This window comes from Mycobacterium sp. (assembly GCF_032162605.1).
GTDB lineage: Bacteria > Actinomycetota > Actinomycetes > Mycobacteriales > Mycobacteriaceae > Mycobacterium.
Genome location: NZ_JAVROT010000071.1, coordinates 1 through 16,989, shown reverse-complemented (window position 1 = coordinate 16,989; position 16,989 = coordinate 1). Strand labels below are relative to the sequence as shown.

19 protein-coding genes are annotated in these 16,989 nt (G+C 67.4%); 10 read left to right on the top strand and 9 right to left on the bottom strand.

Going from position 1 to position 16,989, the window contains the following annotated elements:
- The coding region (locus QOI01_RS03945; RefSeq protein WP_526378786.1) for a flavin-containing monooxygenase at positions 1–1,700 on the top strand (1,700 nt) is incomplete at its 5' end.
- On the opposite strand, the gene QOI01_RS03940 is transcribed toward QOI01_RS03945, so the two are convergent.
- Positions 1,697–2,368 carry a S1 family peptidase gene (locus QOI01_RS03940; protein WP_526378793.1) on the bottom strand — a complete coding sequence of 224 codons (672 nt, stop codon included), beginning with the start codon at positions 2,366–2,368 and terminating at the stop codon, positions 1,697–1,699. The genes QOI01_RS03945 and QOI01_RS03940 overlap by 4 nt on opposite strands.
- 186 nt (positions 2,369–2,554) lie before the next feature.
- Here QOI01_RS03940 and QOI01_RS03935 point away from each other — a divergent pair, with 186 nt between their 5' ends.
- Both QOI01_RS03935 and QOI01_RS03930 read left to right on the top strand, forming a co-directional pair.
- Positions 2,555–3,073: a phage holin family protein gene (locus QOI01_RS03935; protein WP_526378784.1), complete on the top strand. Its 519-nt coding sequence runs from the start codon at positions 2,555–2,557 to the stop codon at positions 3,071–3,073.
- The gene (locus tag QOI01_RS03930; RefSeq protein ID WP_526378782.1) at positions 3,073–4,059 is read left to right on the top strand and encodes an alpha/beta fold hydrolase; all 987 of its coding nucleotides are present in this window, start codon (positions 3,073–3,075) and stop codon (positions 4,057–4,059) included. Before QOI01_RS03935 ends, QOI01_RS03930 begins: the two co-directional genes overlap by 1 nt.
- Before the next feature lies 1 nt (position 4,060).
- Here QOI01_RS03930 and marP read toward each other — a convergent pair whose 3' ends face one another.
- Genes marP through nth form a run of 4 tightly spaced genes read right to left on the bottom strand, consistent with a single transcriptional unit; the run spans position 4,061 to position 7,414 of the window.
- Entirely contained in the window at positions 4,061–5,248 is a 1,188-nt protein-coding gene (gene marP / locus QOI01_RS03925; RefSeq protein WP_526378780.1) for an acid resistance serine protease MarP, read from the bottom strand.
- Entirely contained in the window at positions 5,245–6,048 is an 804-nt protein-coding gene (locus QOI01_RS03920) for an NUDIX hydrolase (RefSeq protein ID WP_526378778.1), read from the bottom strand. The genes marP and QOI01_RS03920 overlap by 4 nt, the downstream gene beginning before the upstream one ends.
- Positions 6,045–6,719, bottom strand: coding sequence for a TlpA family protein disulfide reductase (locus QOI01_RS03915; RefSeq protein WP_526378776.1), 675 nt, complete (start codon positions 6,717–6,719; stop codon positions 6,045–6,047). Before QOI01_RS03915 ends, QOI01_RS03920 begins: the two co-directional genes overlap by 4 nt.
- Before the next feature lie 14 nt (positions 6,720–6,733).
- Positions 6,734–7,414: an endonuclease III gene (nth, locus tag QOI01_RS03910; RefSeq protein WP_526378792.1), complete on the bottom strand. Its 681-nt coding sequence runs from the start codon at positions 7,412–7,414 to the stop codon at positions 6,734–6,736.
- Between the two features lie 229 nt (positions 7,415–7,643).
- Between nth and QOI01_RS03905 the strand changes: the two genes are divergently transcribed.
- Together QOI01_RS03905 and crp are read left to right on the top strand one after the other, a co-directional pair.
- Positions 7,644–7,928, top strand: a complete 285-nt coding sequence (locus QOI01_RS03905; RefSeq protein ID WP_526378790.1) for a hypothetical protein — start codon at positions 7,644–7,646, stop codon at positions 7,926–7,928.
- 102 nt (positions 7,929–8,030) lie between these two features.
- Positions 8,031–8,705 carry a cAMP-activated global transcriptional regulator CRP gene (gene crp, locus QOI01_RS03900; RefSeq protein WP_003883807.1) on the top strand — a complete coding sequence of 225 codons (675 nt, stop codon included), beginning with the start codon at positions 8,031–8,033 and terminating at the stop codon, positions 8,703–8,705.
- Positions 8,706–8,784: 79 nt separating this feature from the next.
- Here crp and QOI01_RS03895 read toward each other — a convergent pair whose 3' ends face one another.
- From QOI01_RS03895 to sp36, 3 genes are read right to left on the bottom strand one after another with little or no spacing between them, the layout of a single operon-like run.
- The gene (locus tag QOI01_RS03895; RefSeq protein ID WP_526378788.1) at positions 8,785–9,555 is read right to left on the bottom strand and encodes an MBL fold metallo-hydrolase; all 771 of its coding nucleotides are present in this window, start codon (positions 9,553–9,555) and stop codon (positions 8,785–8,787) included.
- Between the two features lie 14 nt (positions 9,556–9,569).
- Positions 9,570–10,025 carry a RidA family protein gene (locus QOI01_RS03890; protein WP_526378774.1) on the bottom strand — a complete coding sequence of 152 codons (456 nt, stop codon included), beginning with the start codon at positions 10,023–10,025 and terminating at the stop codon, positions 9,570–9,572.
- A 53-nt stretch (positions 10,026–10,078) separates the two neighbouring features.
- Entirely contained in the window at positions 10,079–10,240 is a 162-nt protein-coding gene (sp36, locus tag QOI01_RS03885; protein ID WP_526378772.1) for a Sp36 family protein, read from the bottom strand.
- 48 nt (positions 10,241–10,288) lie between these two features.
- Here sp36 and bagA point away from each other — a divergent pair, with 48 nt between their 5' ends.
- Positions 10,289–11,341, top strand: coding sequence for an ATPase BagA (gene bagA / locus QOI01_RS03880; RefSeq protein WP_526378770.1), 1,053 nt, complete (start codon positions 10,289–10,291; stop codon positions 11,339–11,341).
- Positions 11,341–12,477 carry an ATPase BagB gene (gene bagB / locus QOI01_RS03875; protein ID WP_526378768.1) on the top strand — a complete coding sequence of 379 codons (1,137 nt, stop codon included), beginning with the start codon at positions 11,341–11,343 and terminating at the stop codon, positions 12,475–12,477. Before bagA ends, bagB begins: the two co-directional genes overlap by 1 nt.
- Positions 12,478–12,499: 22 nt before the next feature.
- On the opposite strand, the gene QOI01_RS03870 is transcribed toward bagB, so the two are convergent.
- Complete coding sequence (locus QOI01_RS03870) at positions 12,500–12,859, bottom strand: WhiB family transcriptional regulator (protein ID WP_526378766.1); 360 nt, start codon at positions 12,857–12,859, stop codon at positions 12,500–12,502.
- A gap of 282 nt (positions 12,860–13,141) precedes the next feature.
- Here QOI01_RS03870 and ponA2 point away from each other — a divergent pair, with 282 nt between their 5' ends.
- The 3 genes from ponA2 to QOI01_RS03855 form a co-directional block, all read left to right on the top strand.
- Positions 13,142–15,604 carry a transglycosylase/D,D-transpeptidase PonA2 gene (ponA2, locus tag QOI01_RS03865; RefSeq protein ID WP_526378764.1) on the top strand — a complete coding sequence of 821 codons (2,463 nt, stop codon included), beginning with the start codon at positions 13,142–13,144 and terminating at the stop codon, positions 15,602–15,604.
- 73 nt (positions 15,605–15,677) lie between these two features.
- Entirely contained in the window at positions 15,678–16,649 is a 972-nt protein-coding gene (locus tag QOI01_RS03860) for a metallophosphoesterase (RefSeq protein ID WP_526378762.1), read from the top strand.
- Positions 16,646–16,989: pyridoxal-phosphate dependent enzyme (locus QOI01_RS03855; RefSeq protein WP_526378760.1), on the top strand; the 344-nt coding region annotated here is incomplete at its 3' end. The genes QOI01_RS03860 and QOI01_RS03855, both read left to right, overlap by 4 nt.

Sequence of the window (16,989 nt, the reverse complement as noted above, 5' to 3'; positions counted from 1 at the left end):
GCGACCTCGTCTCCTTCACCTGGAACATCAAGACCGTCGAGGGCCGCGACGGCGTCGCCGACATGCTGGGGGCCCGCCTCGCGGAGACCAGCCCGTCGGGGTTCCGGACGCAGGGAGCACCGACCTTGGAAGGAGAAGACGGTGACGTGACCTCGGCGTTCATCGAGTTCGAGACGGCCGTCGGCCGCGGCACCGGGCATCTGCGGCTCAAGGGTGACCCAGAAGGAAATGACGTGGCCTGGACACTGCTGACCGCGATGCAGGAACTCAAGGGCCACGAGGAGCGCCGGGGCGCGACCCGCGTCATGGGCGCGGTGCACGGCTCCGACCCTGACACCCGGTCGTGGGCGGAGAAGCGCCACGACGAAGAGTCCTCGCTCGGCTACGGCACCCAGCCGTACACGCTGGTGGTCGGCGGCGGTCAGGGCGGCATCGCACTAGGCGCCCGCCTGCGCCAACTCGGGGTGCCCGCGATCGTCGTCGACAAGTACGAACGCCCCGGCGACCAGTGGCGCCAGCGTTACAAGTCGCTGTGCCTGCACGACCCGGTCTGGTACGACCACCTGCCGTACATGCCGTTCCCCCAGAACTGGCCCGTGTTCGCGCCCAAGGACAAGATCGGTGACTGGCTGGAGTTCTACACGCGGGTCATGGAGGTTCCGTACTGGTCGAAGACCACCTGCCTCTCCGCATCGTTCGACGACGCGGAGAAGCAGTGGACCGTCGAGCTCGACCGCGACGGCGAGCGCGTGACGCTGCATCCCCCGCAGTTGGTGTTGGCCACCGGCATGTCGGGCAAGCCGAGCATTCCGACGTTGCCCGGCCAGGACGCCTTCGGTGGCGAGCAGCACCACTCCAGCGCCCACCCTGGCCCGGATCGCTACGCCGGCAAGCGTGCCGTGGTGATCGGGTCCAACAACTCCGCCCACGATATCTGCAAGGCGCTCTACGAGACCGGCGTGGACGTCACGATGGTGCAGCGGTCCTCGACGCACGTCGTGAAGTCGGATTCGCTGATGGAGATCGGGCTCGGCGACCTCTACTCCGAGCGCGCAGTCTCCGCGGGCATGACGACCGAGAAGGCCGACCTGACCTTCGCCTCGCTGCCGTACCGGATCATGCACGAATTTCAGATCCCGATCTACGACGCCATCCGGGAACGCGACAGGGACTACTACCAGCGATTGGCCGATGCCGGATTCGAATTGGATTGGGGCGACGACGATTCCGGGCTCTTCATGAAGTACCTGCGGCGGGGATCGGGCTACTACATCGACGTCGGGGCCTGCGATCTGGTGGCCAACGGCAGCATCAAGCTGGCGCACGGCCAGGTCGACCGGCTCATCGAGGACTCGGTGGTGCTCACCGACGGCACCGAGCTGCCCGCCGACGTCGTCGTCTACGCCACCGGATACGGCTCGATGAACGGCTGGGCCGCCGACCTCATCGGCCAGGACGTCGCCGACAAGGTCGGCAAGGTCTGGGGCCTCGGTAGCGACACCGCCAAGGATCCCGGACCGTGGGAGGGTGAACAGCGCAACATGTGGAAGCCCACGCAACAGGAGAACCTGTGGTTCCACGGCGGGAATCTGCACCAGTCACGGCACTACTCGCTCTACCTCGCGCTACAACTCAAGGCGCGCTACGAAGGTCTACCCACCCCGGTGTACGGACTTCAGGAGGTCCACCACCTGAGTTAGATGCCCGCGCCCGGGCCGACGGGGACGAAACCGGAGCCCGGCCGGTTCTTGGCGTTGATGTCGTCGAGCACCGCGGTCATCGACATGGTGACCGCCGGGGTGTGCAGCGGGATGAACTTCACCACGCACGTCGGGAGGTCCTCGCTGAACGCGCCGTGGATCATGCCGACCAGCTGGTTGTTCACCGTCACCGGGGCGCCCGAGTCGCCGGGCTGCCCGCACACCTGATTGATGATCGTGCCCGGCTTGTCGCCGGGCCCCCAGGTGACGCCGCACGAAAATCCCGTCGTGCGGCCGAGCTTGCAGGCATTCTCGCCGAACGCCGGATCGGGGCCGAGGCCGTCGATCTCGAATCCATCGATGGTGTTGACCGGCTGGACCTTCTGCGGGTCGAACTCGATCACCGCGTAGTCGAGGCCCTCGTTGCCCGCGACCATCGTGCCGACTACGCCACTGTCCTGCGCCCGCTCGGACGCGACCTGCGCTCCGGGTTCGCCGCAGTGCGCCGACGTGAAGCCGATCAACTTGCCGCGGTTGTCGTTGCCGATGGTGGTCAGCGTGCAGAAGGTACCACCGTCGATCACGATCCCCGAACCCCCACCGAGGATGACGCGGTCGTCCGCGCGAGAGGTCGCGAGGTTCAGCGTGCTCAGGGCTGCGAACAGCAGGACGACCAGCAGGACGACGACTGCGGACGCCTGGAATTGCCAGTGGTGACTCCGTGCTCGCTGCAATATGCCCCCATCGACAGTCCATGACCGAACTCATGTCAGTCTATCGTCGGCCGGAATCGTTGCACCGGCCGCGACATGGCAACATGAACCCCGAACTCAACGAAGCGGGAGGACGTGTCCGTGAGCAATGGCGACCGCAAGAACGGCGTTCCGACTACGGTGACATCGATTCCGCTGGTCGATCCGCATGCGCCGAAGCCCGATCCGTCCATCGGAGACCTGGTCAAGGACGCCACGTCTCAGGTGTCGACTCTGGTCCGGGCTGAGGTCGAACTCGCCCGCGCGGAGATCACGCGCGACGTCAAGAAGGGCGTGACGGGCAGCGTCTACTTCATCCTGGCGCTCGTGGTGCTGTTCTACTCGACGTTCTTCTTCTTCGCCTTCGTCGCTGCGCTACTCGATCTGTGGCTGCAGACGTGGGCCGCAATTCTGATCGTCTTCGGCGGGATGATCGTGGTGACCGTCTTGCTTGCGCTCCTCGGCTTCCTCAAGGTCAGACGGATCAGGGGCCCGCAGAAGACGATCGAGTCCGTCAAGGAAGCGCGGGTCGCGCTGATGCCCGGCGGGGACAGGGGGCCGGACAAGTCGGCAGTCTCCACCAACGGCGCCGCGTCGACCGCAGATCCATCCGGCTGGTAATGGGCCGGAGCCGCGACCGCGGCGAGATCAGACAGCCGCCGCCCGATCCATCGGTCACGCGGATCGCAGGCCCATGGCGTCACATGGACGTGCACGCCAACGGCATTCGCTTCCATGTCGTCGAGGCGAATCCCCGCCGGGACGAGCCGGCGCGAGCCGGCGATCAGCCCCTGGTGATCCTCCTGCACGGCTTCGGGTCGTTCTGGTGGTCGTGGCGCCATCAGCTGCGGGGCCTGTCGGGCGCTCGTGTGGTGGCTGTTGATCTGCGCGGTTACGGAGGCAGTGACAAGCCGCCACGTGGATACGACGGCTGGACGTTGGCGGGAGACGCCGCCGGCTTGGTGCGCGCACTCGGGCACGAGACGGCAACGCTGGTCGGACACGCCGACGGCGGACTCGTCTGCTGGGCGACCTCGGTGCTGCATCCCCGGGTAGTGCGGGCCATCGCCGTCGTCAGCTCGCCGCATCCGGTGGCGCTTCGCGCCTCGGCGTTGACGCGCCGCGACCAGGGCCGGGCTCTGCTGCCGTCGATGCTGCGCTATCAACCGCCCCTGTGGCCCGAGCGCGTGCTGACGCGTGCCGGCGCCGCTGAGCTCGAGGCGGTCGTGCGGAGCAGGGCGGGGGCCAAATGGCTTGCCTCAGAGGATTTCTCGGAGACCATCCGCCACCTGCGCCGGGCCATTCAGATACCGTCGGCCGCGCACTCCGCGCTGGAGTATCAGCGCTGGGCCGTGCGCAGCCAGCTGCGCAGTGAAGGGCGGCGCTTCATGCGCGCGATGAAACGGCCGCTCACGGTTCCGGTGCTGCACATGCGCGGCGACGCGGACCCGTACGTGCTGGCCGATCCGGTGTTGCGTACGCAGCGCTTTGCTCCCCAGGGCAGATACCTGTCCATTGCGGGCGCGGGACACTTCGCCCACGAGGAAGATCCCGAGCATGTCAACGAGCAACTGAGGAGGTTCCTCGACGGGGTCTACGGAAGCTGACTCAGGAGATGCAGGCGTCGGTGGACACGCGCTGAGTGTTGCCCACCCTGGCCATCTGCTTGGCCACCTCGTTGGAGGTGAGCACGAAGCCGGTGTCCGCGTCGTCAACGGCGGCGCCGAACACCACGCCGAGCACCTTGCCATCGCGGTCGATCAGCGGTCCGCCCGAATTTCCTTGCCGGACAGTGCCTCTGATGGTGTAGACCTCACGTGTCACCGTGGTGGTGTGATAGATGTCGGGGCCGTTGAGCTGGATGATCTCGCGGATGCGCCCGGGTGTGGCGGTGAACTCCCCGCCACCGGGATACCCCATCACCACCGCATCGGTGCCCGTCTGCGCCTCTTGCATGTCGAACTGTAGTGGCGTCGACGGCAGGTCGGGCACGTCGAGGATGGAGATGTCGGCGCTGGGGTCGTACGACACCACCGTCGCGTCGTAGGTCTTCCCGTCGGCCTCGACCGTCACACTCTCGGAACCGGCGACGACGTGCGCGTTCGACATGACCCTGTTGGGCGCGACGACGAACCCGCTGCCCTCGAGCACCTTCTGACAACTCGTCGCCACCCCGCGGATCTTGAGCACGCTCGGCCGGGTGGCCGCGACCACGGGGTCGGCCGCCAGCGCCGCGTCGGGCACGTCCACGTTCACGATCGGGGTGCGACCGAATGGTTGCAGAACGTCGGGCAGTCCAGACGTGCTGAGCAGCCCTGACAGGCGCGTCGGCACTCGCTTCAGCCAAGGGGGCGCCACGTCGTTCACGGTCGACAACACACGCGAACCACGCACGGCCGCAGCGAGATTCGGCTGATCCGACGACGTGAGCGGCGTGGCGAGCAGCCATGCGGCGACCAGCACCGCGACGAGTTGCAGCGCAACCCCGACGGCCGAGTCGAAGGTGCGCAGCGCCCCGTTCTGAATGGCGCCCCGCACAGCCCTGCCGAGCACCACGCCTGCGATCTCGCCGATCACGACGAGCCCGAGAATCAGGAAAAGGGTCACGAAGAGCTTCGTCCTCGGCCCGTCGAGGTGGCCGACCACGTGCGGTGCCAACAGGACTCCTGCGACCGCGCCGAGGATGACCCCGACGAAGGACAGCAGGGAGCCAAGCGCCCCGGAACGCCAGCCAGAGATGGCGGCGACGAAGGCGATGGCGAGGACGGCCAGATCAAGCCACTGCGACGATGTCATTGTTGGCCCTCACGGTAATCGCTGCCGCCGCCGACGAGGGCCATTGCCGCGTCCAATTCGCGGACGTCGTCGCCGTCCCACGGCTGCGCCCAGCCCGCGACGTCGAGGATGGCCGAGATGACGTGCCCGGTGAAACCCCAGACGAGCATCTGGTTGAGCAGGAATGCGGGCCCGGCGAACCGCTGGGTGTTCTCCTTGCGATACACCATCAACCGGTTCTCGGGATTGATGAACGCGCGGACCGGGACGCGGGCGACGATCGCGGTCTCACTCTCGTCGACGACGCCGACCGGACCCGGGTCGGGCGAGTAGGCGAGAACGGGCACGACGTGAAACCCCGACGGCGGGATGAACATCCGATCGAGGGTGATCAGGGGCTGCAACCGGCTGGTGTCGATGCCGGTCTCCTCGCGAGCCTCGCGCAGCGCGGTGCCGACGGGCCCGCCGTCGCCGGGATCGGCTGCGCCGCCGGGGAAGGCGGCCTGGCCCGCATGTTGTCGCAGTGTCGAGGCCCGAACGGTGACGAGGAGGTCGGCGCCCTCGGGCAGACCACCCGACGGCGAGTCGAACGGTCCCGAGAAGAGGACGAGCACCGCGGCGTCACGCTTGGCCCCGGTCACCGTCGCCGTCGCTTCGTCCGCTTGGCTGGCCGCCGTGATCGCCGCAAGCACGTCGGCGGGCACTCGGCTGCCATAGGCGCGCGGTACGTCACCGACGTTCTCGAGCAGCGGTTTCAGCCACGCCGGAGCGGCTGCGGCACCGAGGGGAGCCAGCGGTCGCCCGTCACCGTTGGACGTCAAGCCGGCTCCCTCGTCTTCACGCCGATCTTCGGATCCACCGCCGCCGCGATCTCATCGGCGTTGGTGAACGAGCGCGGCAGGATTTCGGCCACCGTACCGTCTGACTTCAGGATCACCGTGGCGGGCATGACGTTGGGCACCTCGAGCGCCGCGGCGATCAACCGGCGGCCGTCCTGCAGCGTGGGCAGCCGTACGCCCAACTCGGCGAGCCGCGCCAGCGCGGCGGCCTCGTTCTCGTCCTGATGCACGGTCAGCACCGTCACCGCCGATCCCATGCGGCGCTGATACTCGGCCATCGCAGGCAGCTCGTCGGCGCAGGGGCCACACCAGTAGGCCCACAGGTTCAGCACCACGGTGCGGCCGCCGACCACGCGTCCGACGTCGACCCTGGCACCGTCCGCAGCGCACTCCACGGCGACGTCGCGAAGCGCATCGGGCGCAGGCCCCGCCGACGGAGCCGGGCAAGGCGGCAGGTCGGCACGTGCCCGCGGGCCCGCCAGCGCTTCTGCGGTATCGGCATCGCGGTGCTCGCGGGCCGCGCCCGCGGAGGATGACGGGCCGCTGGCGGGGCCGCCCGCAACGTCCGAGCCGTCGACCTCCCGCCACAGCGCGACCGCCAGCGCGACGATGACGATGAGTACCGCCACGGTCCACCTGGTCGACGTGCGCATGGGGCCGGTGCCGCTCAGAGCCCAGCCAGCGCCAGCAGATGTTCCGTCTCGGGGCCCTTGACAAGGGGGGCGGCAGTCAGTGGGTCCGTCGGGCCCAGCCCGTACGACGGACAGTCCTTGGCCAGCACGCACACACCGCATGCCGGCTTCTTGGCGTGGCAGACCCGTCTGCCGTGAAAGATCACCCGGTGACTGAGCAGCGTCCACTCCTTGCGGTCGATCAGCTCGCCGATCGCGTGCTCGACCTTGACCGGGTCTTCCAGTTCGGTCCAATGCCATCGGCGCACCAGCCTGCCGAAGTGGGTGTCGACGGTGATGCCTGGAATGTCGAACGCATTGCCCAGGATCACGTTGGCGGTCTTGCGGCCGACGCCGGGCAATGTCACCAGCTCGTCGAGGGTCTGTGGGACCTGACCGTCGAAGCGCGCGACGAGTTCCTCCCCGAGTCGCATCAGCGAATTGGCCTTGTTCCGATAGAAGCCCGTGGGCCGGACCATCGCCTCCAACTCGGTTCTGTCGGCCTTGGCGTAGTCCACCGCCGTGCGGTACTTCGCGAAGAGCGCGGGGGTCGTCAGGTTCACGCCTTTGTCGGTGCTCTGCGCGGACAGAATGGTGGCCACCGTGAGTTCCAGCGGATTGGTGAAGTCGAGCTCGCAGTACACGTGCGGAAATGCTTGCGACAACGTGCGATTCATCCGGCGAGCACGACGTACCAGCCCGAGGTGTGTCTCTGCGTCGAACTTGGTTGACCACTTCTTCGACGTGCCGCTCGGCACCGCGCGTACTGCCACGGAATCAGCGTACTGAGGAGAACCGACAAGCATAGTCGCGGACCGGTGGCATTTCGTGATCCTGCCGAGACCTTCGGCGTGTTTACTTCTGCTCGTGTCGTGGTTGCTCGTAGCGTTCATCCCGGGGTTGCTGATGTTGGCGACCTTTGGGTTAGGCCGCCTCGAAGCGGGCCTCGAGGACGACACCGTCTCGCCAAGGGACGTCGCCGCGTTTCTCGAACAGGCCAAGGCAGACTGCGCCAAGCCCGCGGCACGCACCAGCGGAGAGGAGACGTACCCGTTGGTCGACGACGACTACGTCCCCCGATATCGAGAGCGCATCGTCGGCGACTCGGCGCGGGATTTGCCGGCACGGGTCCTCACCCACCACGAATCCAATCCGGAATTTCAGCCGACTCGTCACGCCTTTCGTGTGTAGCGTTGGCACGTCGCGGAGCCTCGTACGCTTAGACTGATTTCGCCATCCAGCACCGGGTGGGCTTCGCGTGTCATATTTTTCCAACTGCTTAAGAGGGGCAACGTGGACGAGATCCTGGCCAGGGCCGGAATCTTCCAGGGAGTCGAACCGACCGCAGTATCCGCGCTGACCAAGCAACTGCAGCCCGTGGACTTCCCCCGTGGGCATACCGTGTTCGCCGAGGGCGAGCCCGGTGATCGGCTCTACATCATCATTTCGGGCAAGGTGAAGATCGGCCGCCGTTCGCCGGACGGTCGCGAGAACCTGCTTACCATCATGGGCCCGTCGGACATGTTCGGCGAGCTCTCGATCTTCGACCCAGGCCCTCGCACGTCCAGTGCCACCACCATCACCGAGGTGCGCGCGGTGTCGATGGACCGCGACGCCCTGCGCGCGTGGATCGCCGACCGGCCCGAGATCGCCGAGCAGCTGCTGAGAGTCCTGGCCCGTCGCCTGCGACGCACCAACAACAACCTCGCCGACCTGATCTTCACCGATGTCCCCGGTCGCGTCGCCAAGCAGCTGCTGCAGCTCGCCCAGCGCTTCGGCACGCAGGAGGGCGGCGCGCTGCGCGTGACGCACGACCTGACCCAGGAGGAGATCGCCCAGTTGGTCGGCGCATCGCGCGAGACGGTCAACAAGGCGCTCGCCGACTTCGCCCACCGCGGGTGGATTCGCCTCGAGGGCAAGAGCGTGCTGATCAGCGACTCCGAGCGCTTGGCCCGCCGCGCCCGCTAGCTCCCCACCTTCGCCGAAATAGCATTCCCTGTCGTTGAATCGTTGATTTCACGACAGGGTATGCTATTTCGGCGCCGAGTCAGGACCGCAGGTAGTTCAACTGCGCCTGCACCGACCACTCGGCGTGGTCCCACAGCTTCTCGTCGACGTCGGTGTAGACGTGCTCGACGATCTGCCGTGCGGTGGCCTCCTCGCCGAGCACCTCGAGCGCGTCGCGCACCTGGGCGAGACGCTGCTCGCGGTGGGTCAGATACATGGCGGACACCGCCTCGAGATCGTCGAGATCCGGCCCGTGCCCTGGCAGCACGGCCCGACGCCCCAATCCGTGCAGCCGGCGCAGCGATTCGAGATAGTCGCGCAGGCTGCCGTCCTCGTTGTCGATGACGGTGGTCCCGCGCCCCAGCACCGTGTCCGCGGTGAGCACTGCGTCGTCGACCAGGAACGATAGTGAGTCAGCGGTGTGCCCGGGGGTGGTCATCACCGTGATGCGCAGACCCGCCGCGTCGATCACCTCACCGTCGGACACCGGACCGCCGAGGCCACGAAGGAATCCGCTACCGACCGCGCGCACGACTGCGCCGGTGCGTTCGACCAGCTTGTCGATCGCGTCCGTGTGGTCGCCGTGCTTGTGGCTGATCAGCACCAGCGGGATCTTCCCGAGGCTCGCGATCCGGCCGATGTGTTCGTCGTCGTCGGGTCCCGGGTCGACGATCACCATCTCGTCGCTGCCCGGCCCCTGCAGCACCCAGGTGTTGGTGCCGTCGAGGGTCATCAAGCCGGGGTTGTCGCAGAGCAGGACCGACGCCGTGTCGGTCACGCGACGCAGCTTTCCGTAGGCGGGGTGCTCCAGATCCGGGTCTGCCGTCACGCGACCTCGACGATGATCTCTACCTCCACGGGCGCGTCCAGCGGCAGCTCGGACACCCCGACGGCGGAACGGGCATGGGCGCCTGCGTCTCCGAAGACTTCGCCGAACAACTCCGACGCGCCGTTGACGACCCCCGGTTGGCCGTTGAAGCCGGGCGCGGACGCCACGAAGCCGACGACCTTGACCACGCGGGTCACCGAGTCGATGCCGACAAGGGAGTCGACGGCGGCCAGCGCATTCAGACCGCAGGTCCGCGCCAGCGCCTTGGCTTCCTCCGGGCTTACGGTGCCACCGACCTTGCCCGCCTGCGGGAGCGCTCCCGCGACCATCGGCAGCTGTCCCGACGTGTAGACCAGATTGCCGGTCCGCGTCGCGGGGATGTACGCGGCCACCGGGGCGACGACCGCGGGCAATTCGATGCCGAGCTCCGCCAGTCGCTGCGAGGCGCTCACATTCCCCGAGTCGCTTCGCTCTCCCCCGCAAGCGGGGGGACCCCCAGCCCCGGTCACTTGGGCCGCTTCATGTAGGCGACGAGCTGCTCCCCGGTGGGACCGGGCAGCACCGAGACGAGTTCCCAGCCGTCCTCGCCCCACTGATCGAGAATCTGCTTGGTCGCATGCGTCAGTAGTGCCACCGTCACGTATTCCCACTTGGTCAGTTCGCTCATGTGGCCGAGCTTAACGGTGACTGTGCGCGCCACGGATAGCATGCTCTGGTGACCACCGACGTTCCCGAATCCAGCGGCCGCAGATCCGTCGGTTGGCCGTCCCGGCTGAGCAAGGCGCGGCTACACTTCGTGACCGGCAAGGGTGGCACGGGCAAGTCGACGATCGCCGCCTCCCTGGCGCTCGCCCTCGCCGCGGGCGGCCGCAAGGTGCTGCTGGTCGAGGTCGAGGGGCGCCAGGGCATCGCGCAGCTCTTCGACGTACCCCCGCTGCCGTATGAAGAGGTGAAGATCGCGACCGCGGACGGCGGCGGACAGGTCAATGCGCTCGCCATCGACACCGAGGCCGCGTTCCTCGAATACCTCGACATGTTCTACAACCTCGGCATCGCCGGGCGGGCGATGCGACGAATCGGCGCAATCGAATTCGCGACGACGATCGCGCCGGGCCTTCGGGACGTTCTCCTCACCGGCAAGATCAAGGAGATCGTGGTGCGGTCCGAAAGAGAAAGAGCGAAGGACAAGGCGAAGGGCAAGCACCTCGGGTATGACGCCGTCGTCGTGGACTCGCCGCCGACGGGCCGCATCGCCCGGTTCCTCGACGTCACCCAGGCCGTGTCCGACCTGGCCAAGGGCGGGCCGGTGCATTCGCAGGCCGACGGCGTGGTCAAGCTGCTCCATTCGGAGCTGACCGCCATTCACCTCGTCACCCTGCTCGAGGCGCTTCCCATCCAGGAGACCCTGGAGGCGATCGACGAGCTCAAGGGTCTCGACCTGCCGATCGGCAGCGTGATCGTCAACCGCAACATCCCCGCCTACCTGGGTCCCGACGACCTGGCCAAGGCGGCCGAGGGCGACGTGGACGCCGACACCGTGCGGGCCGGCCTTGGCAAGGTCGGGATCACGCTGGCCGACGACGACTTCGCCGGTCTGCTGACGGAGACGATTCAGCACGCGACGCGGATCCGCGCGCGTTCCGAGAGCGCCGTGGAACTCGACGCCCTCGACATCCCGAGGCTAGAACTGCCTGCGATCGCCGACGGCGTCGACCTCGGCAGTCTGTACGAACTCGCAGAGGCCCTCAGCCAGCAAGGAGTGCGGTAATGAGCACGACCCCCCACCCCCTGGACATGGGCGCGATCCTGTCCGACCGTTCCAACCGGGTCGTCGTGTGCTGCGGGGCCGGCGGTGTCGGCAAGACCACCACCGCCGCGGCGATGGCGCTGCGCGCGGCCGAATACGGCCGCACCGTCGTCGTGCTCACCATCGACCCGGCCAAGCGGCTCGCCCAGGCGCTCGGCATCAAGGACCTCGGCAACTCGCCCCAGCGGGTTCCGCTGGCGCCCGAGGTCACCGGCGAGCTGCACGCGATGATGCTGGACATGCGGAGGACGTTCGACGAGATGGTGGTGTCGTACTCCGCCGACGGGCGGGCGGACGCCATTCTGGAGAACCAGTTCTACCAAACGGTCGCGACCTCGCTTGCTGGCACGCAGGAGTACATGGCCATGGAGAAGCTGGGTCAGCTTCTGGCAGAGGACAAGTGGGATCTCGTCGTCGTGGACACTCCCCCGTCGCGCAATGCGCTCGACTTCCTCGACGCACCGAAACGGCTCGGCAGCTTCATGGACAGCCGCCTTTGGCGCCTGCTGCTAGCCCCTGGCCGGGGCATCGGTCGCCTGGTCACCGGCGCCGTCGGCTTGGCCATGAAGGTGCTCTCCACCGTGCTGGGCTCTCAAATGCTTTCGGACGCAGCGGGTTTCGTCCAGGCACTGGATTCTACGTTCAGCGGGTTCCGCGAGAAGGCGGACCGCACCTACGAGTTGTTGAAGCGACGGGGTACGCAGTTCGTCGTCATCTCCGCCGCCGAGCCGGACGCATTGCGCGAGGCGTCCTTCTTCGTCGACCGTCTGTCGAGCGAGAAGATGCCGCTCGCCGGGCTGATCCTCAACCGCACGCACCCCACCCTGTGCAATCTGCAGACCGACAAGGCCCGCGACGCCGCCGATCAACTGGATGCCGAAGACGACGGCGCCCACGCCCTGGCGGCGGCGGTGCTGCGCATTCACGCCGACCGGGCACGCACGGCCAAGCGGGAGGTGCGACTGTTGTCCCGATTCACGGGCGCCAACCCGCACGTGGCCATCGTCGGCGTACCTTCGCTGCCGTTCGACGTTTCCGACCTGGAGGCTCTACGCGCGATCGCCGATCAGATCACCGGCGACGTGGAAGCGGCCTGACGGCCTCGCGTGTTCGGCCGGTCTAGACGGCGCTACGGTGTTTGCGCTGGGCAGCGAAGAAGTCCGCCCACGACACCACCTCGGGATGCTGTTTGAGCAGGGCGCGACGCTGACGCTCTGTCATGCCGCCCCACACGCCGAACTCGACTCGGTTGTCGAGGGCGTCGGCCCCACATTCGGAGATCACTGGGCAGTGGCGGCAGATCACTGCCGCCTTTCGCTGGGCGGCGCCACGGACGAACAGTTCGTCCGGGTCGGCTTGGCGGCAGCGTGCCTGGGAGACCCACGCGATGCGGGCTTCCGCCTCGGCGCTTTGAACCACCACACCATTGACTGGGGAACTCATGACTGTCCTGCGCGCCGCGGGCCGTGTACCTGACACCAGCGATCCCTTCGTCCAGCCGCCCCCTGCGACGGCCCATTCCACGGTGTAAATCGCATGTGCGACCTACGCCACATTGCAATCGGCAGTGTTACCTGGATCGCACTGTCAGTCAAAGCTAGGTGGTCAGGGGGGTTTTGCGCAACAGTAAGTTCACGAATTTTTGGGACGACCGTGCAGTGATACATCTTCGCGCACTACCAGCGCTTGCGCAGACCGTCCCCACCGGCTAAATAGACCGCCGCGGGGCCAGTGCCGATCAACATAGCTACTCTGTTATCCATGTCAGATCGACCGCAGGCGACCAGGCCGCCGGGCCGCCCGCCCGCCACGGTCACCGTCATCAAGCTGGCGTGGTGTGTGCTACTGGCCAGCGTCGTCGCCGCGGGACTGATGTTCCCGCTCGTCGGCGGCTTCGGACTGGTGTCCAACCGCGCCTCCGACGTCGTTGCCAACGGCTCCGCCCAGTTGGTCGAGGGCGAGGTGCCCGCGGTCTCCACGATGGTCGACTCGAAGGGCAACCCGCTCGCGTGGCTGTACACCCAGCGGCGGTTCGAGGTGCCGAGCGATCAGATCGCCAATTCGATGAAGCTGGCGATCGTCTCGATCGAGGACAAGCGGTTTGCCGAGCACAACGGCGTCGACTGGAAGGGCACGCTGACGGGCCTATCCGGTTACGTGTCCGGCGCCACCGACACCCGCGGTGGCTCCACCATCGAGCAGCAGTACGTCAAGAACTACCAATTGCTGGTGATCGCGCAGACCGATGCCGAGAAGCGCGCGGCGATCGAAACCACCCCGGCACGCAAGCTGCGCGAGATCCGCATGGCCCTGACGTTGGACAAGACGTTCACCAAGCCCGAGATCCTGACCCGCTACCTGAACCTGGTGTCGTTCGGCAACGGCGCCTTCGGAGTGCAGGACGCCGCGCAGACCTACTTCGGGGTCAACGCGTCCGAGCTCAACTGGCAACAGGCGGCACTGCTGGCTGGCATGGTGCAGTCAACCAGCACGCTGAATCCCTACACCAATCCCGACGGCGCACTGGCCCGTCGAAACCTGGTGCTGGACACCATGATCGACAACGTCCCACAGGAGGCCGACGCGCTGCGCGCCGCCAAGGCACAGCCGCTCGGTGTCCTCCCGCAGCCCAACGAACTGCCGCGCGGATGCATCGCCGCGGGCGACCGCGCCTTCTTCTGCGACTACGTGCTCGACTACCTGGCCCGCGCGGGCATCAGCAAGGAGCAGGTCTCCAAGGGCGGCTATCTCATTCGCACGACGCTGGACCCCGACATCCAGAACCAGGTGAAGTCGTCGATCGACGGCATCGCGGCTCCGGACCTCGAAGGCGTCGCGAGCGTGATGAACGTGATCAAGCCGGGCAAGGACTCGCATCCCGTCGTCGCGATGGCCTCCAACCGCACGTACGGCCTGAACACCGACGCCGGCGAGACCATGCAGCCCCAACCGTTCTCTCTGGTCGGCGACGGCGCGGGGTCGATCTTCAAGCTCTTCACCACGTCCGCGGCGCTTGAGATGGGGATGGGTATCAACGCCCAGCTCGACGCCCCGGCACGCTTCGAGGCGAAGGGGCTGGGCAGCGGTGGGGCCAAGGGTTGCCCGCAGGCCACGTGGTGCGTCCTGAACGACGGCAACTATCGCGGGACGCTGAGCGTCACCGATGCCCTGGCGACGTCGCCCAACACCGCGTTCGCGAAGCTCATCTCGCAGGTAGGCGTGCAGCGCACCGTCGACATGGCCGTCAAGCTGGGCCTGCGTTCCTACGCCCTGCCAGGCACGGCACGTGACTACGACCCGAACAGCAACGAAAGCCTGGCCGACTTCGTCAAGAGACAGAACCTGGGGTCGTTCACGCTCGGCCCCATCGAGGTGAACCCCCTCGAGCTGTCGAACGTCGCCGCGACACTGGCCTCCGGCGGCACCTGGTGCCCACCCAACCCCATCGACAAGGTGTTCGACCGCAGTGGCAAGGAGGTCTCGGTCACCACCGAGACGTGCCAGCAGGTCGTGCCAGAGGGGCTGGCCAACACTCTGGCCAACGCGATGGGCAAGGACGACACCGGCGCAGGCACGTCAGCCGGATCCGCCGGCGCGGCGGGCTGGACCCTTCCCGTCTCCGGAAAGACCGGAACCACCGAGGCCCACCGCTCGTCGGGCTTCTTCGGGTTCACCAGTGCCTTCGCCGCGGCGAACTACATCTACGACGACTCCTCGTCTCCGTCGGACCTCTGCTCCTTCCCGCTGCGGCAGTGCGGCTCGGGCAACCTGTACGGCGGCAACGAGCCGGCCCGCACGTGGTACACCGCCATGAAGCAGTTCACCCCCGACGACGTGGTGCTGCCGCCGACCGATCCCCGCTTCGTCGACGGAGCGCCCGGTTCGAAGGTGCCCAGCATCGGCGGGATGGGCCAGGACCTGGCGCGCCAGCGCCTGAAGGACGCCGGCTTCCAGGTCGCCGATCAGGCCACACCGGTCAACAGCAGCTCACCGGCGGGCGCCGTCGTCGGCACTTCCCCGTCCGGCCAGACGGTTCCTGGGTCGATCATCACCATTCAGGTGAGCAACGGCATCGCCCCGGCACCGCCACCACCGCCGCCTGGAATGCCACCGTTCGACCCCAACGACCCCAATGCGATCCCCGCCCCGGTCGGTTCGACGGTCGTGCTGATTCCCGGCCTGCCTCCCATCACGGTCCCGGTGCTGGGGCCGCCACCCCCGTGAACGGGATGTGGGGTTGGTAAGGCACCGCTGAGACGGGCAGTGACCGCGGTGAAGTGGCAGTAGGCTGGCGTTCATGCTCGCCCGTTCGACGGTTGTGAAGAAATCCGCCACCCTGGCCTGTTCGGTGGCCGCCGGTTCGCTGGCCGCGGGGATCGCGTACGCGACGCTGATCGAACGCAATGCGTTCGTGGTGCGGGAGACGACGATGCCGGTCCTCACACCGGGATCCTCGCCGCTGCGGGTGCTGCACCTCAGCGACTTCCACATGACGCCAGGACAGCGTCGCAAGCAGTCCTGGGTGCGCGAGCTCGCCAGCCTGGAGCCGGACCTCGTCATCAACACGGGTGACAACCTGGCCCACCCGAAGGCCGTGCCATCGGTGGTGCAGGCCCTGAGCGACCTTCTGTCGGTGCCGGGCCTCTTCGTCTTCGGCAGCAATGACTACTTCGCCCCGACGCCGAAGAGCCCGACGAACTACATCTTCAAGCCGTCACACCGCATCAGCGGCAAGCCGCTGCCGTGGCAGGACCTGCGCGCGGCGTTCACCGAGCGCGGCTGGCTGGACATGACGCACACCCGTCGCGAGATCGAGGTCAAGGGACAGCTCATCGCCGTGGCAGGCGTCGACGATCCCCACCTGTCCCGCGACCGCTACGAGACCATCGCAGGCCCTGCCAGCCAGACAGCCAACCTCACGCTGGGCCTGACGCACTCGCCGTACACCCGCGTGCTCGACCGTTTCGCCGCCGACGGTTACCAGCTGGTCATGGCCGGTCACACCCACGGCGGACAGCTCTGCGTGCCGTTCTACGGCGCCATCGTCACCAACTGCGACATCGACCCGTCCCGGGTCAAGGGGCCTTCACGCTGGGGCGCCAACATGCAGTTGCACGTCTCGGCTGGGCTAGGCACGTCTCCGTATGCCCCCTTCCGGTTCTGCTGCAGGCCGGAGGCGACGCTGTTGACGCTGGTGGCAGCACCGACCGGAGGCGGGAGCCTCGGCCGTAGGGCGGGCGTGTCCCACCCGGCAGTATCGGCGCGGTGACGAACCGGACCTCGGTCGCCGTCCGCCGCCACCCGCGCGAATGGGTGAACAACGCGGTTCGGCTCATCGAGGCCGACGCGCGGCGTAGCGCCGACACCCATCTGCTGCGTTACCCCCTGCCGTCGGCCTGGTGTGACGGGGTCGACGTGCAGCTGTATCTCAAGGACGAGACCACCCACATCACGGGCAGCCTCAAGCATCGTCTCGCGCGGTCGCTGTTCCTCTACGGGCTGTGCAACGGCTGGATCGGTGAAGGAACCACGGTGGTGGAGGCGTCATCGGGCTCCACCGCCGTCAGCGAGGCCTACTTCGCGCGCATGCTCGGGCTGCCCTTCGTGGC